Annotated in this window: 28 protein-coding genes; 18 read left to right on the top strand and 10 right to left on the bottom strand. The window is 73.1% G+C overall.

What is annotated here, in order from left to right; translation table 11 throughout:
- The first annotated feature begins 100 nt into the window (after positions 1–100).
- Positions 101–1,522: a hypothetical protein gene (locus ABZ937_RS35315; protein ID WP_361698083.1), complete on the top strand. Its 1,422-nt coding sequence runs from the start codon at positions 101–103 to the stop codon at positions 1,520–1,522.
- A gap of 16 nt (positions 1,523–1,538) precedes the next feature.
- Here ABZ937_RS35315 and ABZ937_RS35310 read toward each other — a convergent pair whose 3' ends face one another.
- On the bottom strand, positions 1,539–1,952 hold the full coding sequence (locus ABZ937_RS35310; RefSeq protein WP_361698081.1) for a VOC family protein: 414 nt from the start codon (positions 1,950–1,952) through the stop codon (positions 1,539–1,541).
- 225 nt (positions 1,953–2,177) lie between these two features.
- Here ABZ937_RS35310 and ABZ937_RS35305 point away from each other — a divergent pair, with 225 nt between their 5' ends.
- From ABZ937_RS35305 to ABZ937_RS35290, 4 genes are all read left to right on the top strand, one after another.
- The gene (locus ABZ937_RS35305; protein ID WP_361698079.1) at positions 2,178–2,954 is read left to right on the top strand and encodes a hypothetical protein; all 777 of its coding nucleotides are present in this window, start codon (positions 2,178–2,180) and stop codon (positions 2,952–2,954) included.
- 92 nt (positions 2,955–3,046) lie between these two features.
- Positions 3,047–4,645, top strand: a complete 1,599-nt coding sequence (locus tag ABZ937_RS35300) for an ABC-F family ATP-binding cassette domain-containing protein (RefSeq protein ID WP_361698140.1) — start codon at positions 3,047–3,049, stop codon at positions 4,643–4,645.
- A gap of 347 nt (positions 4,646–4,992) precedes the next feature.
- Positions 4,993–5,214 carry a helix-turn-helix domain-containing protein gene (locus tag ABZ937_RS35295; RefSeq protein WP_004002281.1) on the top strand — a complete coding sequence of 74 codons (222 nt, stop codon included), beginning with the start codon at positions 4,993–4,995 and terminating at the stop codon, positions 5,212–5,214.
- A gap of 116 nt (positions 5,215–5,330) precedes the next feature.
- Positions 5,331–6,134: an enoyl-CoA hydratase/isomerase family protein gene (locus tag ABZ937_RS35290; protein WP_361698077.1), complete on the top strand. Its 804-nt coding sequence runs from the start codon at positions 5,331–5,333 to the stop codon at positions 6,132–6,134.
- 30 nt (positions 6,135–6,164) lie between these two features.
- Here the strand turns inward: ABZ937_RS35290 and ABZ937_RS35285 are convergent, their stop codons facing one another.
- Positions 6,165–6,890 (bottom strand): nucleopolyhedrovirus P10 family protein, encoded by a 726-nt coding sequence (locus ABZ937_RS35285; protein ID WP_361698075.1) that lies wholly within the window; start codon positions 6,888–6,890, stop codon positions 6,165–6,167.
- A 155-nt stretch (positions 6,891–7,045) separates the two neighbouring features.
- Between ABZ937_RS35285 and ABZ937_RS35280 the strand changes: the two genes are divergently transcribed.
- Genes ABZ937_RS35280 through amaP form a run of 5 tightly spaced genes read left to right on the top strand, consistent with a single transcriptional unit; the run spans position 7,046 to position 9,310 of the window.
- Complete coding sequence (locus tag ABZ937_RS35280; protein WP_361698073.1) at positions 7,046–7,516, top strand: Asp23/Gls24 family envelope stress response protein; 471 nt, start codon at positions 7,046–7,048, stop codon at positions 7,514–7,516.
- A gap of 30 nt (positions 7,517–7,546) precedes the next feature.
- The gene (locus tag ABZ937_RS35275; protein ID WP_361698072.1) at positions 7,547–7,741 is read left to right on the top strand and encodes a hypothetical protein; all 195 of its coding nucleotides are present in this window, start codon (positions 7,547–7,549) and stop codon (positions 7,739–7,741) included.
- Complete coding sequence (locus ABZ937_RS35270) at positions 7,738–8,106, top strand: hypothetical protein (protein WP_361698070.1); 369 nt, start codon at positions 7,738–7,740, stop codon at positions 8,104–8,106. The genes ABZ937_RS35275 and ABZ937_RS35270 overlap by 4 nt, the downstream gene beginning before the upstream one ends.
- Positions 8,106–8,726, top strand: a complete 621-nt coding sequence (locus ABZ937_RS35265) for a DUF6286 domain-containing protein (protein WP_361698068.1) — start codon at positions 8,106–8,108, stop codon at positions 8,724–8,726. The genes ABZ937_RS35270 and ABZ937_RS35265 overlap by 1 nt, the downstream gene beginning before the upstream one ends.
- A 5-nt stretch (positions 8,727–8,731) precedes the next feature.
- Positions 8,732–9,310 carry an alkaline shock response membrane anchor protein AmaP gene (gene amaP, locus ABZ937_RS35260; RefSeq protein ID WP_361698066.1) on the top strand — a complete coding sequence of 193 codons (579 nt, stop codon included), beginning with the start codon at positions 8,732–8,734 and terminating at the stop codon, positions 9,308–9,310.
- A gap of 12 nt (positions 9,311–9,322) precedes the next feature.
- On the opposite strand, the gene ABZ937_RS35255 is transcribed toward amaP, so the two are convergent.
- From ABZ937_RS35255 to ABZ937_RS35230, 6 genes are all read right to left on the bottom strand, one after another.
- Positions 9,323–10,078, bottom strand: coding sequence for an SDR family oxidoreductase (locus ABZ937_RS35255; protein WP_361698064.1), 756 nt, complete (start codon positions 10,076–10,078; stop codon positions 9,323–9,325).
- Between the two features lie 5 nt (positions 10,079–10,083).
- Positions 10,084–11,889, bottom strand: a complete 1,806-nt coding sequence (locus ABZ937_RS35250; protein ID WP_361698062.1) for a glycoside hydrolase family 15 protein — start codon at positions 11,887–11,889, stop codon at positions 10,084–10,086.
- A 105-nt stretch (positions 11,890–11,994) separates the two neighbouring features.
- Positions 11,995–12,825, bottom strand: coding sequence for an SURF1 family protein (locus ABZ937_RS35245; RefSeq protein WP_361698060.1), 831 nt, complete (start codon positions 12,823–12,825; stop codon positions 11,995–11,997).
- A 16-nt stretch (positions 12,826–12,841) separates the two neighbouring features.
- Entirely contained in the window at positions 12,842–13,075 is a 234-nt protein-coding gene (locus ABZ937_RS35240) for a hypothetical protein (RefSeq protein ID WP_361698058.1), read from the bottom strand.
- Positions 13,076–13,173: 98 nt separating this feature from the next.
- A complete protein-coding gene (locus ABZ937_RS35235; RefSeq protein ID WP_361698056.1) occupies positions 13,174–14,157 on the bottom strand; it encodes a DEDDh family exonuclease in 984 nt (327 codons plus the stop codon).
- Positions 14,158–14,705: 548 nt separating this feature from the next.
- On the bottom strand, positions 14,706–15,347 hold the full coding sequence (locus ABZ937_RS35230) for a TetR family transcriptional regulator (protein WP_361698054.1): 642 nt from the start codon (positions 15,345–15,347) through the stop codon (positions 14,706–14,708).
- Between the two features lie 101 nt (positions 15,348–15,448).
- Here ABZ937_RS35230 and ABZ937_RS35225 point away from each other — a divergent pair, with 101 nt between their 5' ends.
- The 6 genes from ABZ937_RS35225 to ABZ937_RS35200 all read left to right on the top strand — a co-directional run bounded on the left by ABZ937_RS35225 (position 15,449) and on the right by ABZ937_RS35200 (position 21,579).
- Complete coding sequence (locus ABZ937_RS35225) at positions 15,449–16,246, top strand: acetoacetate decarboxylase family protein (protein ID WP_361698138.1); 798 nt, start codon at positions 15,449–15,451, stop codon at positions 16,244–16,246.
- The gene (locus ABZ937_RS35220; protein WP_361698052.1) at positions 16,246–17,130 is read left to right on the top strand and encodes an SDR family NAD(P)-dependent oxidoreductase; all 885 of its coding nucleotides are present in this window, start codon (positions 16,246–16,248) and stop codon (positions 17,128–17,130) included. Before ABZ937_RS35225 ends, ABZ937_RS35220 begins: the two co-directional genes overlap by 1 nt.
- A 13-nt stretch (positions 17,131–17,143) precedes the next feature.
- Complete coding sequence (locus ABZ937_RS35215) at positions 17,144–18,454, top strand: amidohydrolase family protein (RefSeq protein WP_361698050.1); 1,311 nt, start codon at positions 17,144–17,146, stop codon at positions 18,452–18,454.
- Entirely contained in the window at positions 18,451–19,677 is a 1,227-nt protein-coding gene (locus ABZ937_RS35210; protein WP_361698048.1) for an amidohydrolase family protein, read from the top strand. Before ABZ937_RS35215 ends, ABZ937_RS35210 begins: the two co-directional genes overlap by 4 nt.
- A 25-nt stretch (positions 19,678–19,702) precedes the next feature.
- Complete coding sequence (locus ABZ937_RS35205; protein WP_361698046.1) at positions 19,703–20,413, top strand: VIT family protein; 711 nt, start codon at positions 19,703–19,705, stop codon at positions 20,411–20,413.
- Positions 20,414–20,523: 110 nt separating this feature from the next.
- A complete protein-coding gene (locus ABZ937_RS35200; RefSeq protein ID WP_361698044.1) occupies positions 20,524–21,579 on the top strand; it encodes a zinc-dependent alcohol dehydrogenase family protein in 1,056 nt (351 codons plus the stop codon).
- A 6-nt stretch (positions 21,580–21,585) separates the two neighbouring features.
- Here ABZ937_RS35200 and ABZ937_RS35195 read toward each other — a convergent pair whose 3' ends face one another.
- Together ABZ937_RS35195 and ABZ937_RS35190 are read right to left on the bottom strand one after the other, a co-directional pair.
- A complete protein-coding gene (locus ABZ937_RS35195) occupies positions 21,586–22,962 on the bottom strand; it encodes a CoA transferase (RefSeq protein WP_361698043.1) in 1,377 nt (458 codons plus the stop codon).
- Positions 22,963–23,036: 74 nt separating this feature from the next.
- On the bottom strand, positions 23,037–24,575 hold the full coding sequence (locus tag ABZ937_RS35190) for a S8 family serine peptidase (RefSeq protein WP_361698041.1): 1,539 nt from the start codon (positions 24,573–24,575) through the stop codon (positions 23,037–23,039).
- 286 nt (positions 24,576–24,861) lie between these two features.
- Between ABZ937_RS35190 and ABZ937_RS35185 the strand changes: the two genes are divergently transcribed.
- Positions 24,862–25,218 carry a DUF485 domain-containing protein gene (locus ABZ937_RS35185; RefSeq protein WP_361698039.1) on the top strand — a complete coding sequence of 119 codons (357 nt, stop codon included), beginning with the start codon at positions 24,862–24,864 and terminating at the stop codon, positions 25,216–25,218.
- Positions 25,215–26,840: a cation acetate symporter gene (locus ABZ937_RS35180; protein WP_361698037.1), complete on the top strand. Its 1,626-nt coding sequence runs from the start codon at positions 25,215–25,217 to the stop codon at positions 26,838–26,840. Before ABZ937_RS35185 ends, ABZ937_RS35180 begins: the two co-directional genes overlap by 4 nt.
- The last annotated feature ends 158 nt before the right edge of the window (positions 26,841–26,998 follow it).

Genomic DNA, 26,998 nt, shown 5'->3' with positions numbered 1-26,998 from the left:
GCCCCTCCGGCCCGCCCCGCACCTCGTGCATTGGCCAGCCCCGTCGCCCGCCGTGACATTCCGTTTGGGTTTTCGGACCGTCAACCGGAAGACTGCACCCGTGACGTCCCGTATCCCGCGCGACTCCAGGCTCCGACTCGTCCGACCGCGACCCCTGGCCGCCGCCCCCAGAGCTGTGAACCAGCGGCGCCCGCGCCGCCTCGCACCCCGGCCGCCGGAAGGCACGCCCGCCCCCTCCGAGCTGGCCGGAATGGCCCGCACCGGGCTGGCCGGCGCGGTCCGCGTCGCCCGCTGGGCCGACTCCGCACTCGGCCCCGGACGCCAGGGCGGTGCCACCACCGACGGCAAGGCCACCCTCTCCGACGCCACCGCCGAACGCGCCGCCGCCGACCTCGGCCTGAGTGCCGCTCAGGTCCGCGCCGACTGGGACACCGCCCGCCTCGCCGGACTCGTCGAGGTGCACGGCGACAGCGCGCGCCCCGGCTGGCGCCTGCGCGCCTGGGACCGCGACGACAGCGCCGTACTGCGCGGCTGGGTCGCCCTCTTCGACGCCTGGTCGCTCGCCTACCCGGAACCGGACGGGCACGAGCCGGCCGCCGTCGCCGAGGTCGTCTCGGCCATGCCCCAGGTGCTCTCCTTCCTCCAGCTGTCCGCCGGGCCGGTCCCGGTCGAGCAGCTGCTCGACCTGCTCCAGCAGCGGGTCACCGAACTGCGCACCGAACGCTGCGAGGTCTCCTACGAGCCCGGCACCGGACAGCTCGCCGGCGCCCCGGACCAGCCGGAGCCCGCCCCCGCCACGGGCGCCTCGCTCGCCCCCCTGCTCGACTGGGCACTGCGCGCCCTCGGCTCCGTCGGCGCCCTCACCTACGGCACCGGCCAGGCCACCCTCACCCCACTGGGCAGCTGGGCGGTGTGGGTCAAGCTGGAGCAGATCTGCGTGGCCGCGCAGAGCCCCGCCGGCAACATCGAGCAGGCCGCCGAGGACATGCTCCGCGGCTGCGCCCAGCTCCGCCCCAACGCCGCCCGCGCCGAGTACCGCGCCTGGCTGGCCGCCCGCCCCGTCGGCAGCGCCGTCACCGAGCTGATCGGCGCCGCCCGCGGTGACGACGCCCTGCTGCGCGGCCTGGCCTTCGAGGCGCTGCGCGTCGTCGGCGCCCCCGCCGAGCCCGACGTCCGGGCCGTCGTGGAGGAGCCGGCCCTCAGGCCCTACGCCCTGCTGTGGCTCGCCGAGCACGACGGCGTCGACCCGGAGGACGCCCACGAGGCGCTCACCCGGGAGGAGGCCACCTGGCTGTGGGTGGACACGGCCGCCGCCGTCGCCGACCACGGCGAGGCGCCGATGCTGGTCCGGCATCTGGAGTCCGCGGTGCAGCCCACCGTGCCCCAGCTGCTCGACGAGGTCCGCGCCGTCGGCCACCCGCGCACCGTCCAGGTCCTGGTCGCGCTCGCCGCCGCCCACCCCGACCCGGCCCTGGCCAAGGCCGTGCGCCGCGCCGCGTTCCAGGTGCACACCGGGGGATGAGCGGACAGAGGGGGACTCAGGCGCCGATCTCGGGGGCGTACGTCCCGAAGCTCCAGATGTTCCCCTCGATGTCCCGGGCCATGTAGTCCCGCGAGCCGTAGTCCTGGTCCGTCGGGGGCATCAGGATCTCCACGCCGTGCTCCACGGCCCGCTGGTGGTGGGCGTCCACGTCGTCCACCACGACGTACACCCCGGCGGGTCCCGCGTCCTTCAGCGCCGTGTCGAAGAGGCCGCCGCGGCCCTTGGAGCCGATCATCACCGCGCCGCTGCCCTGGACCAGCTCGGCGTGCATCACCTTGCCGTCCTGCGTCTCGTACAACGACAGCTCGGTGAAGCCGAGGCCCTCCGTGAGCTGCCGGATCGCCGCCTGCGCGTTCGCGTACAGCAGTGTGGGGTAGATGCTCGGCCGCGCGCCGCCCGTGCCTGCCATGCCGATCACTCCTTCGTGCACCGGTTCTGCCGTGCTTCCGAGTCTTGCAGGCACCACTGACAATTCCCCGGCGTCATCCTCACCCGTCCCGCCGCCCCGCGCCGCCGGCCGAACCGCCGAACGGGCGACATCCCGTCTCCGCCCGCCCGGCCACCCCGCCGCACCCGACGGCGGTGACTACGCTCGGCGCCCTGATCCGTGACGGTGGACGGCAAGGGGGGCAAGGTGGCGCTTCCACCGCACGGCACCCACCCACGCCGCGCCAGTACACCCCCGACGCCCCGGACCGGGCCACCCGCCCCGCGCCCCGCCTCTCGCGCCCCCGCTCTCGTCCGCCGTGCCGTCGCCGGCCTCCTCGTGGCCGTCGTCACGCTCGGTCTCTGCGAAGCGGCCCGTCACCTGCGGCCCGCCCCCTACGGCGACCGGCTGCTGCCCGGCGGCCGGGGGCAGTGGGCGGCGCGGGCACAGGGCGCCGTCGTGGTCGGCTACGACAGCCGCACCGGTGCGGCGCGGTGGCGGTACGCGCGCGCGGGGCACCGTCCCGTCGCCGTCGTCCCCGCGCGCGGGGACGTGATCGCGCTCTGGGACGACGGACTGCTCACCGACACCGACGGCCGTTCCGTGCGCTGGCACCGGGCCCTGCCCGACGCCACCGAGTGGCTCCCGGCCCAGGGCGGCACCGGCGTCCTGCGCCTCCTCGGCCGTGGCATCCTCGCCGTCGTCACCCCGCACCGGGTCACCGCGTACCGCACCGCCGACGGCGATCTGCGCTGGGTGCTGCCCGCCCCCAAGGGCTGCGCGTTCCGGCCCGAGGGCGCCGTACGGCGGGGCACGGCCCTGCTCCTCGCCCAGCCGTGCGCGGACACCGCGTGGACCGGGCAGCTCGTGGCCCTGGACGACCTGGGCCGGATCGCGCCGGGCCGCACCCCGCTGGGCAACGATCTTCCCCGCCCGCACCTCGCACACCTGGACGCAGAAAAACCGCTTGCCCGGCCCCGTTAGACTTCTCCCATGGCCATTCTCCTCGCGCATTAGACGGCGGGAACGTCCTCAGCCGCCCACCCGCCAATCCCTGTATGTCCTGGAGTCTGTCCGTGATCTCCGCCTCCGGTATCGAGCTGCGCGCCGGTGCGCGCGTCCTCATCGAGAACGCCACCTTCCGTGTCGCCAAGGGCGACCGCATCGGCCTCGTCGGCCGTAACGGCGCAGGAAAGACCACCCTCACCAAGTGCCTGGCCGGCGAGGGCATCCCGGCCGCCGGCCAGATCGCCCGCTCCGGCGAGGTCGGCTACCTCCCGCAGGACCCCCGCACCGGCGACCTCGACGTCCTCGCCCGCGACCGCATCCTGTCCGCGCGCGGCCTCGACGTACTGATCCGCAAGATGCGCGAGAACGAGGAGCGCATCGCCAACGGCAAGGGCGGCACCCGCGAGAAGGCCCTGAAGCAGTACGAGCGCCAGGAGACGGAGTTCCTCACCAAGGGCGGGTACGCCGCCGAGGCCGAGGCCGCCACCATCGCCGCCGCCCTGAACCTGCCCGACCGGGTGCTCGGCCAGCCGCTGCACACGCTCTCCGGCGGCCAGCGCCGCCGTATCGAGCTGGCCCGGATCCTGTTCTCGGACGCCGACACCCTGCTGCTGGACGAGCCCACCAACCACCTCGACGCGGACTCGATCATCTGGCTGCGGGACTACCTGAAGACCTACCGCGGCGGCTTCATCGTGATCTCCCACGACGTCGATCTCGTGGAGACCGTGGTCAACAAGGTGTTCTACCTGGACGCGAACCGGTCCACGATCGACGTCTACAACATGGGCTGGAAGCTGTACCAGCAGCAGCGCGAGGCCGACGAGAAGCGCCGCAAGCGCGAGCGCGCCAACGCCGAGAAGAAGGCCGCCGCGCTCAACGCCCAGGCCGACAAGATGCGCGCCAAGGCCACCAAGACCGTCGCCGCGCAGAACATGGCCCGCCGCGCCGACAAGCTGCTCTCCGGACTGGAGGCGGTCCGCCAGTCCGACAAGGTCGCCAAGCTCCGCTTCCCGGAGCCCGCGCCCTGCGGCAAGACCCCGCTGATGGCCGAGGGCCTGTCGAAGTCGTACGGCTCCCTGGAGATCTTCACCGACGTCGACCTGGCCATCGACAAGGGCTCCCGGGTCGTCATCCTGGGCCTCAACGGCGCCGGCAAGACCACCCTGCTGCGTCTGCTCGGCGGGGTGGAGACGCCCGACACCGGTGAGGTCGTCCCGGGCCACGGCCTCAAGCTCGGCTACTACGCGCAGGAGCACGAGACCCTGGACCCCGACCGCACGGTCCTGGAGAACATGCGCTCGGCCGCCCCCGACATGGACCTGGTCGAGGTCCGCAAGGTGCTCGGCTCGTTCCTGTTCTCCGGCGACGACGTCGACAAGCCGGCCGGTGTCCTCTCCGGCGGGGAGAAGACCCGTCTCGCCCTCGCCACGCTCGTCGTCTCCTCGGCGAACGTGCTGCTCCTGGACGAGCCGACCAACAACCTGGACCCGGCCAGCCGCGAGGAGATCCTCGGCGCCCTGCGCACCTACAAGGGTGCGGTCGTCCTCGTCACCCACGACGAGGGCGCCGTCGAGGCGCTCCAGCCCGAGCGGATCATCCTGCTGCCGGACGGCGTCGAGGACCTGTGGGGCTCCGACTACGCGGATCTCGTCGCCCTCGCCTGATCGAAAGGCGGATCCACCGCGTATGGATCTGCGTATGGATCATTCGGCCCATCCGTGATCCATCATCTGTGTGAGATCTCCTCGTATCGAGGTGTGTCGTACACGGATTTTCCGGCCGATCCCCCGGCAGCCGAGGGATCGGCCGCTTTGCGTCCCTGACCTGGTACTTCGCGAATCCACCCGTACGGACCCATGCCTCCCATCCTCTGGAATCCTTGATTCCGCTTGTGGGGATCCACTCCTGTCGTCACAACGATGTCTCACGGACCTTGCCGAATGGGTGGCCATCACGCCCCAGAGGGGTGATCATGAGGAGACCAGAGCGCACTTCCCATGAGGAGGCACGGGTGGCCGAGACTCTGAAGAAGGGCAGCCGGGTGACCGGCGCCGCGCGCGACAAGCTCGCGGCAGACCTGAAGAAGAAGTACGACTCCGGTGCGAGCATCCGGGCGCTGGCCGAGGAGACCGGCCGCTCGTATGGCTTCGTGCACCGGATGCTCAGCGAGTCGGGCGTCACGTTGCGTGGGCGTGGCGGAGCGACCCGGGGCAAGAAGGCCGCTTCGTCCTGACTCCGGGCGGCCCATCGCCTTCGATGGTGGCCACCCGGTCGGCGGACCGACCGGCCGGGTGGTTACTGTGCAGTCACTTAGCTCCGCTCTGCTGACCGCACCCATCGGAGGGCCCCATGGCTTCGCCCGACCAGGACCTCGCTCCTGCACTCGACAAGGACGGCGTACGGCTCACCGTCGACGACGCGCTCGCCACGGTGACGTTGACCAACCCGGCCAAGCGCAACGCACAGAGCCCCGCCCTGTGGCGGGCACTCGCCGAGGCCGGGCGGTCACTGCCGGGCTCCGTCCGGGTCGTCGTGCTGCGCGGCGAGGGCAAGTCCTTCTCCGCCGGGCTGGACCGACAGATGTTCACCCCGGAGGGGATCCCGGGCGAGCCGACCTTCATCGACCTCGCGCGTCGAGACGACGCCGGGCTCGACGCGTCCATCGCCGAGTTCCAGGAGGCGTTCACCTGGTGGCGGCGGACCGACATCGTGTCCATCGCCGCCGTGCAGGGGCATGCCATCGGGGCCGGCTTCCAGCTCGCGCTCGGCTGCGACCTGCGGGTCGTCGCCGACGACGTGCAGTTCGCCATGCGCGAGACCAGCCTCGGCCTCGTTCCCGACCTGACCGGCACCCACCCGCTGGTCGGCCTCGTCGGATACGCCCGCGCGCTGGAGATCTGCGCGACCGGGCGGTTCGTCGGAGCCGAGGAAGCGGTGTCGAGCGGGCTGGCCAACCTCGCGGTGCCCGCGGCGGAACTCGACGCGGCGGCGCGGGACCTGGCCGCCGCGCTGCTCGCCGCGCCGCGGGATGCCGTGGTGGAGACCAAGGCGCTGCTCCGCGGTGCCGTCGACCGCACCTACGACGAGCAGCGTGCGGCCGAACGGGCCGCGCAGGCACGGCGGTTGCGGGACCTGGCCGGCCTCGGCGAATGACCCCTGCGCCGGGCCGGTGCCCGGCATCGGTCAGTTCACCGCGGTGACCAGCACCGCCACCGTCGGCCGGTCCGGCAGCGCGGTGCGCACGGCCGCGCGGACCAGCCGGGCCACGTCCACGGCCCGGTGGGTCGCGTCCGTCGTCAGTTCCACGCGGACATGACGGCGCGGCAGCGCGGCCTCGTCGGCGTGCTCCTCGATGTGCACCGCCCGGCCCGGGCCGCCCAGCGACCCGGTCAGGCGGACCACCCCGGGGACGCCGAGGGCTGCCGCGGCCACCGCGCTCTCGTCCGGGTCCGTCGGCTCCCGGGCGGGGGGTGGCTGCGGGGCCGGTGCCGCCGCCGGGGCCGGCTCGTCCGTCTCCAGCAGGTCCGTCACCCGTAGGTCGATCTCCGTGACCGCGAGGCCGAGCCGCTGCGTCGCGGCCGCCGCCAGGGCCGACCGCAGCCGGGACGCCACGGCCGGCAGCGGCTCGCCGCCGGTCGCCGCGAAGTCCGCCGTCACCCGCAGCACCCCCGGCGGCAGCGCGCTCGGCGGCGCCGGTACGACGGGCTCCCGCACATCCTCCGGGTCGGCCAGGGAGATCCGCAGCGCGCCCAGGCGCACCCCCGGCGCCCCGTCCGCCGCCGCGCGCCCCAGCACGGCACCGGCCGCCCCCTCCACGATCCACGCGCCGTCACGCGGCTCGCCGAGCGGCAGCAGCCTGCCCAGCCCTACCTGATGCCGCACCATTCGGGTCCACCGGTCCGCCGTCATTCCACCAGCCTGCCGCATCCCCGGCGCACGGCGGCGCAACCTTGCATACCGTGGTCGCAGGACGACGAACTGAGCAGGACGACGAACCGAGCAGGACGACGAACTGAGCAGGACGACGAACCGAGCGGGACGACGACCGAAAGGGACGTACGGCGATGACCGACATGACGACGACCCCCGAAGGCGACCGCGAACCGCAGCCGACGACCCGCAAGGCCACCCGGCGCGGTGGCGGCGATCCGGCGACCCGGGGCCGCACCACCATCGCGGACGGTGTCGTGGAGAAGATCGCCGGGCTCGCCGCCCGTGACGTGGTCGGGGTGCACGCCATGGGCAGCGGCCTGGCCCGCACCTTCGGCGCCGTACGGGACCGGGTGCCGGGCGGCAGCAAGTCGGTGACCCGCGGCGTGAAGGCGGAGGTCGGCGAGGTGCAGACCGCGCTCGACCTGGAGATCGTCGTGGACTACGGCGTCTCGATCGGCGATGTCGCCCGTGCCGTGCGGGAGAACGTGATCGCCGCCGTGGAACGCATGACCGGACTTGAGGTGGTCGAGGTCAACATCGCGGTCAGCGACGTCAAGCTGCCCGAGGAAGAGGAAGAGGAACCGGAACCCCGGATCCAGTGATCGCACGCCCGACGAGCTGAGGAGCGTCGCATGAGCATGGCCGTGGCCGGCATGATCGCCGGAATGGCGCTGGGATTCGCCGGCTACTTCGGGGGTTTCGGCGCCTTTCTGCTGGTGGCCGCGCTGGGCGCCGTCGGCTTCGTGGCCGGCCGGTTCGCGGACGGCGACCTCGAACTCGGTGACTTCTTCCGCACCCGCGACGGCCGGCGCGACCGGCGGCGGTGACCCCGGTGAGCGCCGAGACCGGCACGTCGCGCCCGGCGCCGGCCCGTGTGCCGCCGGCCGAGCGCGGTGCCGTCCGGATCGCCGACCGGGTCGTGGCCAAGATCGCCGCCCAGGCCGCCCGCGAGGCCCTCGCCCCGCTGCCCGGCACCGCCTCCTCCCCGCACGCCACGGTCGCCGTGAGCCACGGGACGGCCCGGGTCCGGGTCCACGTCGAACTCGGCTACCCCTGCGACATCGGCGCCCACTGCGCCGCCGTACGCCGCCATGTCACCGAGCGGGTGGGCGCGTTGACGGACATGGCGGTGCCGCAGGTCGCCGTCCAGGTCGAACGGCTGCACCCGGTGACGGGCCAGGGGAGGGTCTGATGAGCGACACGCGGAGCACCCCGGCGGTCGGCGAGTCACCCGGCACGCACCCCCCTGCCGGCGAGCCCTCCGCCGACGGCAGCGGCCGGTTCTGGTCGCCGCGCCGGGTCCCCGCCGCCCTCGTCGCCGTGCTGCTCCTGGGCGGCGCGGGCCTCCTGCTGTACGACATCGCCGCCGTACGGGCCCACCACTCCGCGATGCGCTGGCGCCGCGCCCTGGCCCGGCAGCTGGCCGAACGGCCCCTGGACGACCCCTGGGTGCTGGCCGGTGCGGGCGTCGTCGCCGCCCTCGGCCTGTGGCTGGTCGTCCTCGCGGTCACCCCCGGCCTGCGCGGCCTGCTGCCGATGCGGCGCCCGCATCCCGATGTGCGCGCCGCACTCCGGCGCGACGCGGCGGCCCTGGTCCTGCGCGACCGGGCCATGGACGTGTCCGGGGTCCGCGCGGTACGGGTACGGATGCGCCGCAGGAGAGCCGACGTCCGGGTGGTCTCGCACTTCCGTGACCTGGACGACGTCCGCGCCGATCTGGACACCGTGCTCACCGCCGCGGTCCGGGACCTCGGCCTGACCCGCCCGCCCACGCTGTCCGTGCACGTGGCCCGGCCCGGACGGAAGGGGTGAGCGCGATGCGCACCGGCGTCCACCGCGCCCTGCTGGCCCTCGCCGGGCTGCTGCTGCTCGCGCTCGGCGGGGCGGTCCTGGCCGTCGGCCTGGGCGCGCCGCCGCCCTCCTGGTGGCTGCACACCGGCCCGCACGACGTCCTGCTCACCAGGGCCGAACGGACCCGCTGGCGGGACGCCGCCTGGTGGTGGCCGACGGTCATCGCCGTCCTGACCGTCCTCGTCCTGCTCGCCCTGTGGTGGCTGACGGCGACCCTGCGCCGCCGCCGGCCGGCCGAACTCCTCATCGACACCGGCGACGGCGCGGGCGCGCAGCTGCGGGGCAGGGCCCTGGAGAGCGCCCTGGCGGCCGAAGCGGCCGGCCTGGAGGGCGTGACCCACGCCCATGTCGTCCTGCGGGGCCGTCGTACGAAACCGGCCGTACGGGTCTGGCTCCAACTGGACGCCGACACGGCTCCGGCCGAGGCACTGGCCGCCTTCACCGCCGGGCCACTGACCCACGCGCGCGAGTCGACGGGTCTGGCGTCCCTCCCGGCCGAAGTCCGGCTGGGCGAGGTCAAACACCGTGCGGAACGGGTGACATGACGGCGCCCGCGGCTAGAAGCCGTGCCGGGCGCCCCCGTCCACCGACACCATGACCCCCGTCACATAGGAGGCCGCCGGGGACAGCAGGAACGCCGCGACCCGCCCGAACTCCTCGGGACTGCCGTACCTCCGCAGCGGAATCCGCGACTCGTTGGCCGCCCGCGTGGCCTCCGGGTCGGCCGACAGCGCGTCCAGTTCGCGCAAGCGGTCCGTGGCGATCCGGCCCGGCAGCACCCCCACCACCCGGATCCCGCGCGGCCCCAGCTCGTCCGCGATCGACTTGGCGAACCCGGCCAGCCCCGGCCGCAGCCCGTTGGAGATGGTCAGCGCCGGGATCGGCTCGTACACCGACCCGGACAGCACGAACCCGATGACACCGCCCTCCTCCAGCTCGGCCGCCGCCGCGCGGGCGATCCGTACCGCGCCGAGGAACACCGACTCGAACGCGTTCCGCCACTGCTCGTCGGTGTTGTCGGCGACGAACCCGGGCGGCGGCCCGCCCACGCTCACCAGCACACCGTGGAAGCCGCCGAAGTGCTCACGGGCGGCGGCGATCAGACGTTCGGCGGCCTGCGGGTCGGCGTTGTCCACCGCCACGCCCACCGCGTTCGGGCCCAGTTCGGCGGCGGCGTCGGCGACCCGCTTCTCGTCCCGGCCGGTGACGACCACCTTCGCCCCGTCGGCGACGAGTTCCCGCGCGGTGGCGTTGCCCAGTCCCCGGGTGGCTCCGGTGACGACGTACACCCGGTCCTTCAGTCCAAGATCCATGGCCCCTATCCTGCCCCCTGCCCGGCCTCCGCCGTCCCGCCGCCCCCGAACAGCGTGAGGGCGGTGTTCACCAGCGCGATGTGGCTGAACGCCTGCGGGTAGTTGCCCACCTGACGGCCCAGGCCGGGGTCGTACTCCTCGGCCAGCAGTCCCACGTCGTTGGTGAGGGCCACCAGACGCTCGAACAGCTCCCGGGCCTCGTCCGTGCGGCCCGTCATGTGCAGGGCGTCGGCGAGCCAGAACGAGCAGGCGAGGAAGGCGCCCTCGCCGCCCGGCATCCCGTCGACGCCGATGGCGTCGGTGTCGTAGCGGCGCACGAAGCCGCCGTGGCCCAGGTCCGCGCGGATCGCGTCGACCGTGCCGATCACCCGCGGATCGTCGGGCGGCAGGAAGCCGACGCGGGGGATCAGCAGCAGGGAGGCGTCCAGTTCGCGCGAGCCGTAGTACTGCGTGAAGGTCTTGCGCCGGGGGTCGTACCCCTTCTCGCACACCTCCCGGTGGACCTCGTCGCGCATCGCCCGCCAGCCCGCGAGGTCGCCCTTCAGCTCATGGTGCCGCTCCAGCGTCCGTACGGCGCGGTCGGCGGCCACCCACACCATCACCTTGGAGTGCACGAACTGGCGCCGGCCGCCGCGTACCTCCCACAGGCCCTCGTCGGGCTGCCGCCACTGCGACCGCAGGAAGTCCATGAGCGAGCGCTGGATGGCCCATATGTGGGGCTTGGCGGGCAGACCCGAGGAGCGGGCCAGCGACAGCGAGTCCATCACCTCGCCGTACACGTCCAGCTGGAGCTGCTCGACGGCGCCGTTGCCGACGCGTACGGGCGCGGACCCGGCGAATCCGGACAGCCAGGGCAGCTCCCACTCCGGCAGCCGTCGCTCGCCCGCGAGCCCGTACATGATCTGCAGGTCCGCCGGGGCGCCCGCGACCGCGCGCAGCAGCCAGTTGCGCCAGGCCTCGGCCTCCGCGTGGTAGCCGGCGGCGAGCAGGGCTTCGAGGGTGAGCGTGGAGTCGCGCAGCCAGCAGTAGCGGTAGTCCCAGTTGCGGACACCGCCCAGCTCCTCGGGCAGCGAAGTGGTGGCCGCGGCCACGATCCCGCCCGTCGGGGCGTAGGTGAGGGCCTTCAGTGTGATCAGGGAGCGTTCGACGGCGTCCCGGTACGGCCCGTCGTAGCGGCAGCGGGACGACCAGCGCCGCCAGCCCCGGACGCTGGCGCTCAGCGCCTTGTACGGGTCGATGAGCGGGGGACGCGGCTCGTGCGAGGGGTGCCAGGTGAGCACGAACGCGACCCGCTCGCCCGCGGCGAGGGTGAACTCCGCGTGGGTGCTGAAGTCTTCGCCCCAGACGTCGACGTGGGGTTCGCTGCGCAGCCATACCGAGTCGGGTCCGGCGACGGCCACGCGGTGGCCGTCGGAGCGGCGCATCCACGGCACGATGGATCCGTAGTCGAAGCGCAGCCGGATGGTGCTGTGGACGGTGACGCGCCCGCTGACGCCTTCCACGATCCGTACGACGTCGGGGGCGCGGTCGCGCTGCGGCATCAGGTCGGTGACGCGCACCGTGCCCTCGGCGGTCTCCCACTCGGTGTCGAGGACCAGGGTGCCGGGCCGGTAGGCGCGCCGCGTGCAGGCGCCCGCCCCCTTCGGCGCGATTCTCCAGTGGCCGTTGTCCTCGTCGCCCAGCAGCCGGGCGAAACAGGCCCCGGAGTCGAAGCGGGGCAGGCACAGCCAGTCGATCGAGCCGTCCTTGCCCACCAGGGCCGCGGTCTGTTCGTCGCCGATGAGGGCGTAGTCCTCGATGCGCGCGTCCACGGGATGCGGATTCCCGGCGGACCTGGGGGCCAATCAGGTGGTGCGCCGGGGGAGTGACGACCCCTCGCGGGACGTATGCGCCCTCGGCGCGAGGCGGGCGCGGGCTCAGACCGTGGCCGGTTCGCTCTCCTCCGGCTGCCGCTCCGCCGTGGTCTCCTCCCGGTCGCGGATCTCCCGCCGGACCAGGAACCACCAGCCGACCGGAACGGCCGCCGCGAACAGCCACCACTGGATCATGTACGCGTAGTTCAGCGGGGCGTCCTCGCTGCCCGGGTCGGAGATCTGCTGCGGGGATCCGCTCCCGGCCCGGGGCGCCGTCTGCTGGATGTAGCCGCCGAGCACCGGCGCGCCCAGCCGCCGCGCCTCCTCCGCGCTGTTGATCAGCATGATCTGCCGGTCGGGGAGGCCCTTGACGTTCTTGATGCCGCTCGCCGCGGTCGTCTCGTCGGCCATCAGCCGCCCGGTGACGGTGATCCGGCCGGCGGGCGGGGCGGGGACCTTCGGGAAGGCGGTCTGCGCGCCGTTCGCCGGGATCCAGCCGCGGTTGACCAGCAGCACCTTGCCGTCCGTGAGGACGAACGGGGTGAGGACGTGGAAGCCGACCTCGTCGTCGGAGTTGGTGCGCCGGCGGACCACGACCTCCTTCGTTGTGTCGAAGGTGCCGGTCGCGGTGACCGTGCGGTACTTCTCGGCGTGGGTCACGGCGTGCCCGGGGGAGGTCAGCCGCTCGACCGGGACCGGCGCGGCGTGCAGCGCCTCGGAGACCAGGTCGTTGCGGGCCGTGCGCTCCTCGTACCGGTGCTGCTGCCAGAAGCCCAGCCTGATCATCGTCGGGATCAGCGCGATCGCGACGAGGGTGAGGATCACCCACTGGCGGGACAACAGGAAGCGGTAGCGATGCACCCCACGACGGTACCTCCGGGCCGTGGGGTGCATTCAGGCGGGTACCGGGTCAGACGTGGTCGACGATCCCTGCCTTCCCCTGGGCGCGGGCGCAGTGCGCGCCGCAGTAGAACGTGCCGTCGGCTTCCACGCCCTGGCCGATGATCGAGACCTTGCAGTTCTCGCAGACCGGGGCCATGCGGTGGATCGCACAGGAGAAGCAGTCGAAGACGTGGACAGCACCCTGTGCGCGGACCTCGAAGGTCATCCCGTAGTCATTGCCGCAAACTTCGCATTTCGCCATGCGCCACAGGGTGTGCCGTCGACGTTCTGCGGGCGAGCCGGGACCGGGTGAGTCGTGCGGCAATCACCCGTTCGTACGATCACCTGACAGCGGGGCGGCTACTCGTCGGCGGGCTCGACGTCCCTGAGCAGCTGCCCGAACGCGGCCTCGTCCACCATCGGTGTGCCGTACTGCCGCGCCTTGACCGTCTTCGAGGTGCCCGAGTCGGGGTCGTTGGTCACCAGCAGGCTGGTCAGCCGGGAGACGCTGGTCGCGACATGCAGCCCGGCCTCGACGGCGCGGTCCTCCAGCAGCTCGCGCTCGGTCGACGTGTCGCCGGAGAACGCCACCCGCATGCCCTGTTTGAGTCTTTTGCCGTCTTCGTAGCGACCCGGGTTGGGATAGGGGCATGCGGGCCTTTTGCGGGAGGGGCGCCAACTGCTGGACCGGTAGCCGCCGTAGCCACCCGTGGACTGCCGGGGCACGGGCCGGTCCGACCACTCCGTGAGCGGCCGGCACTCCAGCAGCGGCAGCCGTACGCCGCCCGCCGCCGCGGCGTGCAGGCTCGGCCGGAACGCCTCCGCCAGCACGCGCGCGTCGTCCAGCGCGTGGTGCGCCCGCTGCTGGACGACGCCGAAGTGCGCCGCCAGCGACTCCAGCTTGTGGTTGGGCAGCGGCAGCCCCAGCTCCTTCGACAGCGCGATGGTGCACAGCCGCTGCCGCACCGGTGCCTCGCGCCGCACGCGCGCGTACTCCCGCGCGATCATCTGCCAGTCGAAGACGGCGTTGTGCGCGACGAGCACCCGGCCGTCCAGGCGGGCGGCGAACTCCTCGGCGATGTCCGCGAACAGCGGCGCCCCTTCGAGCGTCTCGCTCGTCAGACCGTGTATCCACACAGGGCCGGGATCGCGCTCCGGGTTGACCAGCGTGTACCAGTGGTCCTGGACCTCGCCGCGCGCGTCCAGCCGGTAGACGGCCGCGGAGATGATCCGGTCGTCCCTGGCCAGGCCGGTGGTCTCCACGTCAACGACCGCGTATCCCTGCGGATACGCGGCCGGCCACTGGGTGGGGGAGGACACTGCGGTCGCACGGTCTTCGAGCATGGTCAATGAGGATACGGGCCGCGACTGACAGCGCGGTGCCTCAGGTCCCGGCCGGGCGCCCCGGGCTCGCTCCCGCACTCGGTCACCGCGCAGCTGCGCGAGCCGCCGCGGGAGGCCGGCACCCGGGCGAGTCCGGTCCGGTCGTACGCCGTCACCCCGGCGAGTCCAGGCCGGCCGTACGCCGCCACCCCGCTCCGCCACCGGGTCCCCGGCTCGCGCCGCCACCGGCTCCCCGGCCACCTGCGGATCGAGCCCGCAGTCGTCGACCGGGCCGGGCGGCGGCCGGTACAGCACACCGGTCGCCCCCTCCGGCGCCACCCCGCCGTGCACCGGCGCCGGCAACAGCTGCCTCTTCGCCGCCGCTTCACCCGCACGGGCGTCGGCGTCCGCCGCCTCTCCCACGGGCTCCCCCCCGTCCGGCGCCTCACGGGCCCGCAACCGGGCGGGCGAACGCGGTGTCCGGGGTCCCACGGTGTCGTACGGCCGTGCGCGAAGTGCTGGAACAGGTCCTGGGCGACCCGGCCCGGTGTTTCCCGGTGCCGGTCCACTCACAGGCGCCGGGACGAGGGCGCCAGCAGGGATCCGACCAGCGCCCGTACCGCCGTCACGAACAGCCGTTCCGTGTCCACCGGGCGGGCCAGCGCCCGGGCCAGCGCGGCATCGTCCCCGGCGCTCCCGGCCCGCCACAGCTCCTCCTCGCCCGGATTCTGCGCCGGGGCCCGCTCGCGGTTGCGCTCCACCAGCACATGCCCGACGACCTGGAACTGCACGGCCCGCACGAACTCGGCGGCCCGCACCCCGCGCAGCCCCGCCGCGTGCGCCTCGCGCACCAGGACCTGCTGGGCGGGCAGGAACATCCGCTCGGTCAGACCGCGCTCGTGCACCAGGGCCACCAGATGCGGATGCTCGCGCAGCCGGCGACGCAGGGAGCGCGCGACGGACAGCACGCGCTGCTCCGGCGTGCGCCCGGTCGCGCGGATCTCGCCGAGGTCGGCCACGGTCCGCTCCACGAGCGCGTCGAGCAGTGCCTCCCGGCCCCCCACGTGCCAGTAGATCGAGGTCACCGCGGTGCCCAGCCCGGCGGCGAGTCCGCGCATGGTCAGCGCGTCCGGGCCGTGCCGCCGCACCAGCTCCGCGGCGGCGTCCAGCACCGCCTCCCGGGTCAGCGTGCTCCTCGCCCCGCTCGCCATGATCCCCCCAACTCCCGTCGGCGCACGTGTGTTTACCCCGCGCCGAGTCTGCTGTAACCCTGTTACAGATGACGGTCCGTCAGGAGAAGGGCGGTACGGTTATGGCACGCGTGCGGTACGGCGCACGGACCGAGCGGGAGATCGCCGCCACGCGCACCGCGAGCGCACGGCTTCCCGACATCTGGTCCACCGGAGTGGTGGCCGTCTGGGAGACCGACCCGGACGCGGTCGCGGCGGTGCTGCCGCCCCCGCTGAAGCCCGCCTCACGGCCCCTCGTGCGGGTGAACATCAGCGAGGTCGACCTGGCCGGGTATCCCCTCGGGGCGGGTTCCTTCGCGGTCGCCGCCGCCCACGGCGAGGTCGACGGCTGGTACCCGCTGGTGATGCCGATGACCCACGAACGCGCCCTCACCGGCGGTCGTGAGGTCTTCGGGGAGCCCAAGAAGCTCGGCGAGGTCACCGTCGAGCGCGACGGCCTCGTCGTACGGGCGTCGATGGCGCGGCACGGCATCGCCTTCGTGGAGGTGCGCGGCGCGGTCGGCGGCCCGCTGCCGCTGCCCGAGCCCACACGCAGGACCGACTTCTACTTCAAGTTCCTGCCCGCGGTGGACGGTTCCGGCTTCGACGGCGACCCCGTGCTGGTGCACTGCGTACGGCACGAGAAGGTCCGCCGGCTGGAACGGATCACCGGGGACGTGGTGCTCCGCGAGTCCCTGTACGACCCCGTCGCCGACCTCCCCGTGCTGCGCCTGCTGGAGATCAGCATCGGCGAGAAGACCAGCGACCAGAGCGGCCGGGTGGCCGAACGCGTCGACGCGCAGGCCCTGCTGCCGTACGTCCACCAGCGCTACGACGACCCGCTCCAGATCCATGACGGGCCGCCCGAGAGGAGGGCGTGATGGACCTCCGGGCAGGTCAGGTCGCCGTCGTCACCGGAGCGGCGAGCGGGATCGGGCTGGCGATGGCGCGGCGGTTCGCGGCCGAGGGCCTGAAGGTCGTCCTCGCCGACATCGAGGAGGCGGCGCTGGACAAGGCCGCGGCGGACCTGCGCGCACAAGGCGCCGACGTGCACGCGCGCGTGGTCGACGTCGGCGTCCGCGCACAGGTCCTGGAGCTGGCCGAGTCGGCGTACGACACCTACGGCGCCGTGCACGTCCTGTGCAACAACGCGGGCGTCGGCTCCGGCGCCGAGGGCCGCATGTGGGAGCACGACCCGAACGACTGGCAGTGGGCTTTCGCCGTCAATGTGTGGGGCGTCTTCCACGGTGTCCAGGCGTTCGTGGCCAGGATGATCAACTCGGGTCAACCCGGTCATGTGATCAACACGTCCTCCGCCGACGGCGGTGTCGCGCCGCTCCCGACCGCCTCCGTGTACGCCATCACCAAGGCGGCCGTCGTCACCCTGACCGAATCCCTCTACGCCCACCTGAGGGCCGAGCACGCGCGCGTGGGCGCCTCCGTGCTCTTCCCCGGGCCGCACATGCTGCGCACCGGCCTGTGGGAGTCGCACCGCAACCGGCCCGAGCGCTACGCCAAACAGCGGCCCCGGAAGACGCCGTACCGCACCCTCGACCAGTGGGAGGCGGCGATGCGCGAGGCCGGCCAGGAGGTCCGCTTCACGCCCGTCGAGGAGGTCGCCGCACTCGTCGTGGACGGCATCCGCGCGGACCGCTTCTGGCTGCTGCCGGAGAGCGAGCACAGCGACACGCAGATCCGCGCGCGGGCGCGCTCGATGCTGGACCGGGCGAACCCGACGTACCTCGAACGTTTCGTACTGGATTGACCGGGAGGCTGCTGTGGCCGGCCAGGACCCGTACCTGATCATCTCCTCCGACTGCCATGCCGGGCTGCCCACCGAGCGGTACCGGCCCTATCTGGAGTCCCGTTTCCACCGGGACTTCGACGACTTCCTCGCGGGCCGCGACCGGCGCCGCGAGGAGATGACCCGACTCGGCATCCGCAACGAGACGTTCGCGGCCAAGTGGTTCCACGACAACGAGGAGGGCCTGCGCGGCGGCTGGGACGCCGCGCGGCGACTGAAGGAACTCGACGGGGACGGCGTGGCCGCCGAGGTCGTCTTCCCGGACGCCGACGCCGTGGACAGCCGGACCGCCGCGCCCTTCGGCGTGGGCCTCGGCCTCTCCGGCGACCAGGACCCGGAACTCGGCATGGCGGGCGCGCGGGCGCACAACCGCTGGCTCGCGGACTTCGTCTCGGAGCACCCCGAACGGCACTGCGGAGTCGCCCTGCTGCCCGTCACGGCCCCCGTCGACCGGGTCGTCGCCGAGATCCGCCGTGCCCGCGAGTCCGGCCTCGGCGCCCTGATGATCCCGTCCATGTGGGCCGACAGGGAGCCCTACCACGACCGCCGCTACGACCCCGTGTGGGCTGCCGCCGCCGAGTGCGGGACGCCCGTGCTCACCCACTCCGGCGCGGCCCCGCGCGAGGAGTACGGCGACCACCTCGGCATCTACGTCAGCGAGGTCACCTGGTGGCCGGCCCGCCCGCTGTGGTTCCTGCTCTGGTCCGGCGTCTTCGAACGCCACCCGGGGCTGCGCTTCGGCGTCGCCGAGTCGGGCTGCTGGTGGCTGCCCAACCTGCTCTGGTTCATGGACCGCCTCTACCTCGGCGCGCACGGCGGCAAGAAGCTCTCCCCGTTCCAGGAGCTGAAGCGACCGCCGCACGAATACCTCGACCGGCAGATCTTCGTCTGCGCCACCAACACCAAGCGGCGCGAACTGGCCCAGCGCTACGAGATCGGCGTCGACAACATCCTCTGGGGCAGCGACTTCCCGCACCCCGAGGGCACCTGGCCCGACACGCGCGCGTGGCTGCGCCGTACCTTCCACGACATCCCGGTCGCCGAGACCCGCCGCATGCTGGGCCTCGCCGCGGCCGAGGTCTTCGGCTTCGACACCGCGAAGCTGGCACCCCTGGCCCGCCGCATCGGCCCCACCCCCGCCGACCTCGGCCAGCCCGCCGACCAGGCGGCCGTGGAGGCGTCCTGGGCGCGCTCACGCGAGGCCGGACGGCACTGGCTGACCGGCGGCGACTTCCCGCTCCAGGGACCCGACCGCGACTTCCCCCTCCCGGAGGTGACCCGGTGACGGACCGCTACACGGTGATCTCCGCCGACTGCCACGCAGGCGCCGACCTGCTCGACTACAAGCCGTACCTGGCCAAGCGCCACCACGACGACTTCGACGTCTGGGCGGCCACCTACGTCAACCCCTACGAGGACCTGCTCGCCGACTCCGCCGACCGCAACTGGAACTCCGGCCGGCGCCTCGCCGAGATGGAGGCGGACGGGATCGTCGCGGAGGTGATCTTCCCGAACACCATCCCGCCGTTCTTCCCGTCCGGCTCGCTCATGGCCCCGCCCCCGGACGCCGGGGACTTCGAGCGGCGCTGGGCGGGCCTGCGCGCCCACAACCGCTGGCTCGCGGACTTCTGCGCCGCCGCGCCCGGCCGCCGGGCCGGCGTCTTCCAGATCCTCCTCGGGGACGTCGAGGAGGCCGTCAAGGAGATCCGGTGGGCCGCGTCGGCGGGCCTGAAGGGCGGCCTGATGCTGCCGGGCGCACCGCCCGGCTCCGGCCTGCCCGAGCTGCACTCGCGGACGTACGACCCGATCTGGGCCGCCTGCGCGGAACTCGGCCTCCCCGTCAACCACCACGCCGGCTCGGCGTCCCCGCCGCTCGGAGAGGAACCGGCCGCACGCGCGGTGTTCATGGTGGAGACGACCTGGTTCTCCCACCGCGCCCTGTGGCACCTGGTCTTCGGCGGCGCCTTCCGCCGCCACCCGGACCTGCGGCTGGTCCTGACCGAGCAGGGCTCCGGCTGGATCCCCGGGGTCCTGGACATGCTGGACTACTACCACGGCCGCCTGGTCGCCACGGCCGCGCAAGGGGGCGGCGCGGAGGCGAAGTTCGGCGCCGGCCTGGCGGAGGGCATGGGCGGGGCGCCCTCACAGGTCTGGCGGGACCACTGCTACGTAGGCGCCAGCTTCATGCGCCCCCACGAGGTGCCGCTGCGCGACCGCATCGGCGTCGACAAGATCATGTGGGGCAGCGACTACCCGCACGACGAGGGCACCCACCCCTACACCCGAGAGGCCCTCCGGTTCGCCTACGCGGGCGTCCCGCGCGCGGAGGTCGCGGCCATGCTCGGCGGCAACGCGGCCCGGGTCTACGGCTTCGACCTGGACCTCCTGGACCCCATCGCGGCGAAGGTCGGCCCCACGGTGGCGGAGATCGCCGAGCCCCTGGAGGAGCCGCCGGCCGACGCGACCAGCCCGGTGTTCGCGTCAGGAGCGTCGGTACGGGTCTGGTGACGGGCGGGGTGCGATCCTCCCTGCTGTGACGGAACCAACCCATGACGAGGCTCATGGCGGTGCGCTGGGCTCCCGCCTGAACTGGCTGCGGGCGGCCGTCCTCGGCTCGAACGACGGCATCGTGTCGACCGCCGGACTCGTCGTCGGCGTGGCCGGTGCCACCGACTCCCGCGCCGCCCTGCTCACCGCCGGCCTGGCCGGCCTGCTCGCCGGGTCCATGTCGATGGCGGCGGGGGAGTACGTCTCGGTGTCGACCCAGCGGGACTCCGAGGTGGCCGCGCTGGCCGTGGAGAAGCGAGAACTGAAGGAGCGGCCGGAGGCCGAACTGGAGGAGCTGACCGAGCTTCTCCAGCAGCGCGGGCTGTCCCATGAGGTCGCCCGGGAGGCCGCCGCGCAGCTCACCGCGCGGGACGCGCTCAAGGCGCACGCGCGCGTGGAGCTGGGCATCGACCCGGACGAGCTGACCGTCCCCTGGCACGCGGCCTGGGCGAGCTTCCTGGCCTTCACGGCGGGCGCGCTGCTGCCGCTCCTGGCGATCGTCCTCCCGCCGGCCGGCCGGCGGCTCCCGGTCACGGTGGTCTGCGTGCTGGCCGCGCTCGTCCTCACCGGCTGGACCAGCGCCCGGCTGGGAGCGGCCGACCCGAAGCGCGCGGTGCTGCGGAACGTGGCGGGCGGGGCGCTCGCCATGGCGGTGACGTACGCGGCGGGGACGCTGCTGGGCGCGGCGGGCGTGTAGCGGTCCCGCACCCTGGCCGCGCGGCCCGCCGCGGCCACGGCGTACGGTGAAGTGCGCTCGACCACCCCCTGAGCACCCCGCACGACACCCGCACGAGAAGGATCCTCGCCATGCGCGCCACCACCATCCACGCCCCGTACGACATGCGCGTGGAGGACGTGCCCGAGCCCGTGGTGCAGTTGCCCACCGACGCCGTCGTGCGGGTGCTGCGGGCCTGCATCTGCGGCAGCGACCTGTGGGCCTACCGCGGTGAGGCGGCCCGGCAGCCCGGGCAGCGGATCGGGCACGAGTTCCTCGGGATCGTGGAGGAGACCGGCTCCGAGGTGAGCACCGTCAGGCGCGGCGACCTGGTGGTCGCGCCCTTCATGTGGTCCGACGGCGTCTGCGACTACTGCCGCGAGGGCCTGACCACCTCCTGCGAGCACGGCGGCTTCTGGGGGACCGTCGGCTACGACGGCGGCCAGGGCGAGGCCGTGCGCGTGCCCTTCGCCGACGGCACCCTCGTCCAGCTCCCCAAGGACGCAGCCTCCGACGACCATCTGCTGTCCGCCCTGCTGACCCTCTCGGACGTGCTCGGCACCGGCCACCACGCCGCCCTCGGCGCGGGCGCCCGGCCCGGCGCCACGGTCGCCGTGGTCGGCGACGGCGCGGTCGGCCTGTGCGCCGTGCTGGCCGCCAGGCGGCTCGGCGCCGAGCGGATCATCGCGCTCGGCCGGCACGAGGTCCGTACCGACATCGCGCGCCGGTTCGGCGCCACTGACGTCGTCGCCGAGCGCGGGGACGCGGCCGTCGAGGCGGTCCGCGAGCTGACCCGCGGGCAGGGCGCCCACGCCGTCGTGGAGGCGGTCGGCACCGAGCAGTCCATGCGGACCGCCGTGAACATCACCCGTGACGGCGGCGCCATCGGCTTCGTGGGCGTGCCCCACGGCAGCGGCACCGGCCTGGACCTCGGCGTGATGTTCGACCGGAACATCGCCCTGCGCGGCGGCGTCGCCCCGGTCCGCGCCTACATCCCCGACCTGCTGCCCGACGTGCTCGACGGCACGATCGACCCCTCCCCGGTGTTCGACATGACCGTCGACATCGAGGGCGTCCCCGACGGCTACAAGGCCATGGACGAACGCACGGCGCTCAAGGTGCTGGTGACCAACGGCAGCAACGGCTGAACCGCCTCACCGCCACTTCGCCGGGTCCGACCCCCAGGGCACCGGAGGCCGCTCCCAGTCGGTGGGGCCACCGGTGAAGGCCACGGCCGGGCGGGCGTGCCGCAGGTGACCCAGCGGGCTGTCCGTCCCGGCCAGCCAGGCGTCCGGCCCGGGGTACGGCGCGCCCTCGGCCGGGGCCGGACGGATGCCGTCCGTCAGCCAGCGGGCGGTCCGGGCCAGGGCGAGCCGGACCAGCCGGCTCCCGCCCTCGTACGACTGCTCGGTCAGCGCCCGCAGCACGCCCGCCGCCAGCAGATAGCCGGTGCCGTGGTCCAGGGCCTGCGCGGGCAGCGCGCCGGGCCGCTCCGCCGAGCCCTCGGTGACCGCGATGCCGGTCGCGACCTGCACCAGGCTGTCGAAGCCGCGCCGCCCGCCCCACGGCCCGTACGCACCCCACGCCGACACCTGCGCCACGACCAGACCGGGGTGCCGGTCGGCCAGCGCCCGCGGTGCGAGCCCGTACCGGTCGAGGGCGCCCGGCCGGTACCCGGTGACCACGACGTCCGCCGCGCCCAGCAGCTCCTCCACCGTGTCCCGGTCGGCGGTCAGGTCGAGCGCGGCGGACCGTTTGCCGAAGCCCGTGTCGGCGTGCTGGTCCGGCAGTTCCGGCAGCCAGGGGGCGTCCACCCGCAGGACGTCCGCGCCCAGCAGGGCCAGGGTGCGGGTCGCGACGGGGCCCGCCAGCACCCGGGTCAGATCCAGGACCCGCAGCCCGGCGGCGGGCAGCAGGGGAGCGGCGGCCGGGTCCAGCGGCGGCAGCACGCGCGCGGGTGCCGCGTCCAGCCGTGCGCGCTCGACCAGCGGCCGTGCGGCCACCTCGGCGGACTGCGGGTGCGCCTGCCATTCCTCCGGCGTGCGCAGGGCCACGGCCAGGCCGCCGGCGCCCTGGACGGCCTCCTCGGTCTCCCGTGCCGAGCGCCCGGCGAGCCGGGCGGCGACGTCCTCGGCCGAGGCGTCCGCCGGCAGGCCCAGCGCGTCGAGCAGCCGGGCCCGGTGGTGCGGGTAGTTGGCGTGGGTGCGCACCCAGCCGTCGGCCGTGCGCCAGAACCGCGACAGCGGCGCGAAGACGTCCGGCGTCCGGCCGTCGACCCGGAGGAGCCGCTCGCTGTGGAAGGCGGCGGCGACCGCCCCGTCGTCCACGGTGACCGCCGGCACCTCGGCGAGCCCGGCCCGCCGCGCCCCCAGTTCGGCGGCGGCCAGCGCCCCCGCTCCCACACACGCGCGTGCCAGGTCCCGTACGGGCAGCTTCGCGTCGAGCACGTCACGGCGTACGACGGTCGACACACGCGGCAGCAGACCGGGCGCGCCGCCGAGGGCCTCCCAGGCATCATTGATAGCAGTCATTACTTCACTATGCAGTATTGATTCAATCAACACTGCATAGTGAAGGTCGACTGCTGCAGCCCTCTACGTGATCCCTACTCGACCGCGCGCAACGCGTTGACGACGCCGAAGCCGTAGAAGCCGTTCACCCGCTTGCCGCCGGCGCACGTCGCGTCCACGACCCCGTCACCGTTGCCGTCGTACGGCTCGGTCGGGCAGCCCGGGTTGTCCGCCTCCGCCTTCAGCAGCGCCTGCAGCTGGGCCGGAGTGGCGTGCGGGTGGGCGGACTTGAGCAGCGCGGCCACCGCGGCCACGTGCGGGGAGGCCATCGAGGTGCCCTGCAGGAAGCCGTACTGGTTGTTCGGCAGCGTGGACAGGATGCGGCCGTTCTTCGACGGCGTGTCCGGGATCTGGTACTTGTCGCCGCCCGGCCCCGCCACGTCGACCACACCCCGGCCGTAGCTGGAGTAGTACGACTTGGCGCCCTTCACGCCCACCGCGCTCACGGTCACCACACCGGGCAGCTGGGTCGGCACGTCGAAGCACTTGTGCGGGTCGACCGTGCGGGTCTGGGGCGTCGAGTCGTCGGGGCTGGACGCGTCCTTGATCGCGTCGGCGTCCAGGTCGTCGTTGGAGTTGCCCGCCGAGGCGACGTTGAGCGTGCCCTTGTGCTGGGCGTACAGCTGGGCCCTGTTGACCGCGTCAACGATGGCGCGCTGATCGGGGTCGTCCATGCAGTTGTACAGCCATGGATCAACGTAGTAGCTGTTGTTGGTGATCTCGATGCCGTGGTCCGCGGCGAACACGAAGGCGCAGACCACGCTCTCGGGGTAGAACAGCGAGGTCGCGTCCGGCTGGGCCACGGTGATGCTCGCGACCTTCACGCCCGGCGCCACACCCGCCACGCCCGTGCCGTTGCGGGCCGCGGCTATCTCGCCCGCCACATGGGTGCCGTGGTAGTGGTCGGCGTCCGCCGGCCGCCACGCGCCGTACGTGGTGTCCGCCTTGCCGCTCACGCAGTTCGCCGACTGGGACGCGGAGAAGTTCGGGGCGATGTCCGGGTGGGTGTCGTCCACGCCCGTGTCGATGACGCCGACGGTGACGTTCCGGCTGCCCGGGTTGATCGTCGCGGCCTTGTCGGCGCCGATCGCCCGCAGGTCCCACTGGTCGGCCTCAAGGGGTTCCTCGCCCGCCGTCGCCCCCTGGGCGATCTTCGCGGCCTCCGCCTTCGACAGGACCTGCACCGCGCCCTCGTCGGTCGTGCCCGCCGCCGTCAGCGGAGCGGTCCGCGTGGCACCCGCCGACTGCACGCCGCGCACGGCACGCATGAGCGTGCCGAAGTCGGGGTTCGCGGAGTGGACGACGATCACGCCGATCCGGTCGTAACTCGCCACGATCGTCCCGCCGTTGCGCGCGATCGCCTGCTGCACCGACTCGATCGTGTGATGGTCCGTGCTGGTGTTGACCACGTACGCGAGGCCGGGGCCGTCCGCCGCCCGCGCCGTCGTGGCCGCCGTGGTGCCTGCCGGGGTCGCCGCCGAGGCCACCGACGGCAGGAAGCCGAGCGTGGCGGTCAGCGACAGCACGACCGGCACGGCGAGCCCGAGTCGGCGTCTGGAGCGCAGATGAGCCATGGGATCTCCACATCATCCGGATACGGAACCGCCCGAGACGCAGGGTGCTGCTCGGGCAGGTACATGACGAGTGGTGCAGGGCGAAGCTATATCCCGAGGCTGATCTCCGAAAGAGCCAGGCCGACTTGAACCGGTCCGCGCGTGGCGCCGTGACCGTGGACGGAGGGCCCATCAGGATCGTGGCCCCCACCGGAATCACACCGAGGAGTCGAGTGATGACTCCCTGTAATGTGATCTCCGTTCCTGTGAGATCAGAAAGCGCATGTCCGTGACGCGAGGAGACTCCGTGGCTACCGAGACACCGCCGCCCGCGAAACCCCAAGCCCCCCTTCCTTCCACCGAGGAGTTCACCGCGGTGCAGCAGAGCGCGGAGTTCGGTGAACTGCGCCGCGCCCACCGCTCCTTCGCCTTCCCGCTGACCATCGCCTTCACCGCCTGGTACCTGCTGTACGTCCTGCTCTCGAACTACGCGGGCGGCTTCATGGGCACCAAGGTGTTCGGCAACATCAACGTCGCCCTCGTCCTGGGCCTCGCCCAGTTCCTCACCACGTTCCTCATCGCCTGGTGGTACGCGCGGCACGCCGCCGCCGAGCTCGACCCGAAGGCCGAGGCCATCAAGTCCCGGATGGAGGGCGGAGCATGACCCCCGCTCAGCACACCCTGCTGGCCGCCGGCGAGGCGAGCGAGCACCGGACGCTGATCATCACCCTGTTCGCGGTGTTCGTCGCCGCGACACTCGTGATCACCGTCTGGGCGGGCCGGCAGACGAAGGACGCCGCCGACTTCTACGCCGGCGGACGGCAGTTCACCGGCTTCCAGAACGGCCTCGCCGTCTCCGGCGACTACATGTCCGCCGCGTCCTTCCTCGGCATCGCCGGCGCCATCGCCCTCTTCGGCTACGACGGCTTCCTGTACTCCATCGGCTTCCTCGTCGCCTGGCTGGTCGCCCTGCTCCTGGTCGCCGAGCCGCTGCGCAACTCCGGCCGCTACACGATGGGCGACGTGCTCGCCTACCGGATGCGCCAGCGCCCCGTCCGCACGGCCGCCGGCACCTCCACGATCGTCGTGTCGATCTTCTACCTGCTGGCCCAGATGGCCGGCGCCGGCGTCCTGGTCTCCCTGCTCCTCGGCATCACCAGCGACGGCGGCAAGATCGGCATCGTCGCCCTGGTCGGCGTCCTGATGATCGTGTACGTCACCATCGGCGGCATGAAGGGCACCACCTGGGTCCAGATGGTCAAGGCGGTCCTGCTGATCATCGGTGCCCTGCTGCTGACCTTCCTGGTCCTGCTGAAGTTCCACTTCAACGTCTCGGACCTGCTCGGCAAGGCCGCCGACAACAGCGGCAAGGGATCCGCGTTCCTGGAACCCGGCCTGAAGTACGGCGCCACCGGCACCACCAAGCTGGACTTCCTCTCGCTCGGCATCGCCCTGGTCCTGGGCACCGCCGGCCTGCCGCACATCCTGATCCGCTTCTACACGGTGCCCACCGCCAAGGCCGCCCGTAAGTCCGTCATCTGGGCGATCGGCCTGATCGGCGCCTTCTACCTGATGACCCTCGCCCTCGGCTTCGGCGCCGCCGCACTGATCAAACCCGACGAGATCATCGCCTCCAACAAGGCGGGCAACACGGCGGCACCGCTCCTGGCCCTGCACCTGGGCGGCGTCGACTCCGACTGGGGAGCGATCCTGCTCGCCACCATCTCCGCGGTCGCCTTCGCCACGATCCTCGCGGTCGTCGCCGGCCTCACCCTGGCCTCGTCGTCCTCGTTCGCGCACGACATCTACGCGAACGTCATCAAGAAGGGCCAGGCCACCGAGAAGCAGGAGGTGGGCGCGGCCCGCTGGGCGACCGTCGGCATCGGCGCGGTCTCGATCGTCCTCGGCGCCCTGGCCCGCGACCTGAACGTGGCCGGCCTGGTCGCCCTCGCCTTCGCGGTCGCCGCCTCCGCCAACCTGCCGACCATCCTCTACAGCCTGTTCTGGAAGCGGTTCACCACCTCGGGCGCCCTGTGGTCGATCTACGGCGGCCTGGTGACCGCGGTCGGCCTGGTGCTGTTCTCCCCGGTCGTCTCCGGCAAGCCGACCTCGATGTTCCCCGACGTCGACTTCCACTGGTTCCCGCTGGAGAACCCCGGCATCATCTCCATCCCGGTCGGGTTCCTGCTCGGCGTCGTGGGCACCCTGCTGTCGAAGGAGACCCCGGACGCCGGCAAGTACGCCGAACTGGAGGTGCGGTCCCTGACCGGCACCGGAGCGCACTGAGATTTCCTACGGACGACCGCGTCGTCAGGACTGTACGGTCCTACGACGCGGTCGTGTCGCACCTCGTGGGATCGGGCCGCTGTCGTTGTCAGTCGGGTCACGTAGGCTCGCAGGTGACGCAGGACGCGTGCCTGACCGAGAATGAGTGACCGGCAGAG

Source organism: Streptomyces sp. NPDC046727, assembly GCF_040645635.1.
Lineage (GTDB): Bacteria > Actinomycetota > Actinomycetes > Streptomycetales > Streptomycetaceae > Streptomyces.
Note: the sequence above shows the minus strand (reverse complement) of the source record. Positions and strands in the feature narration are given on the sequence as shown.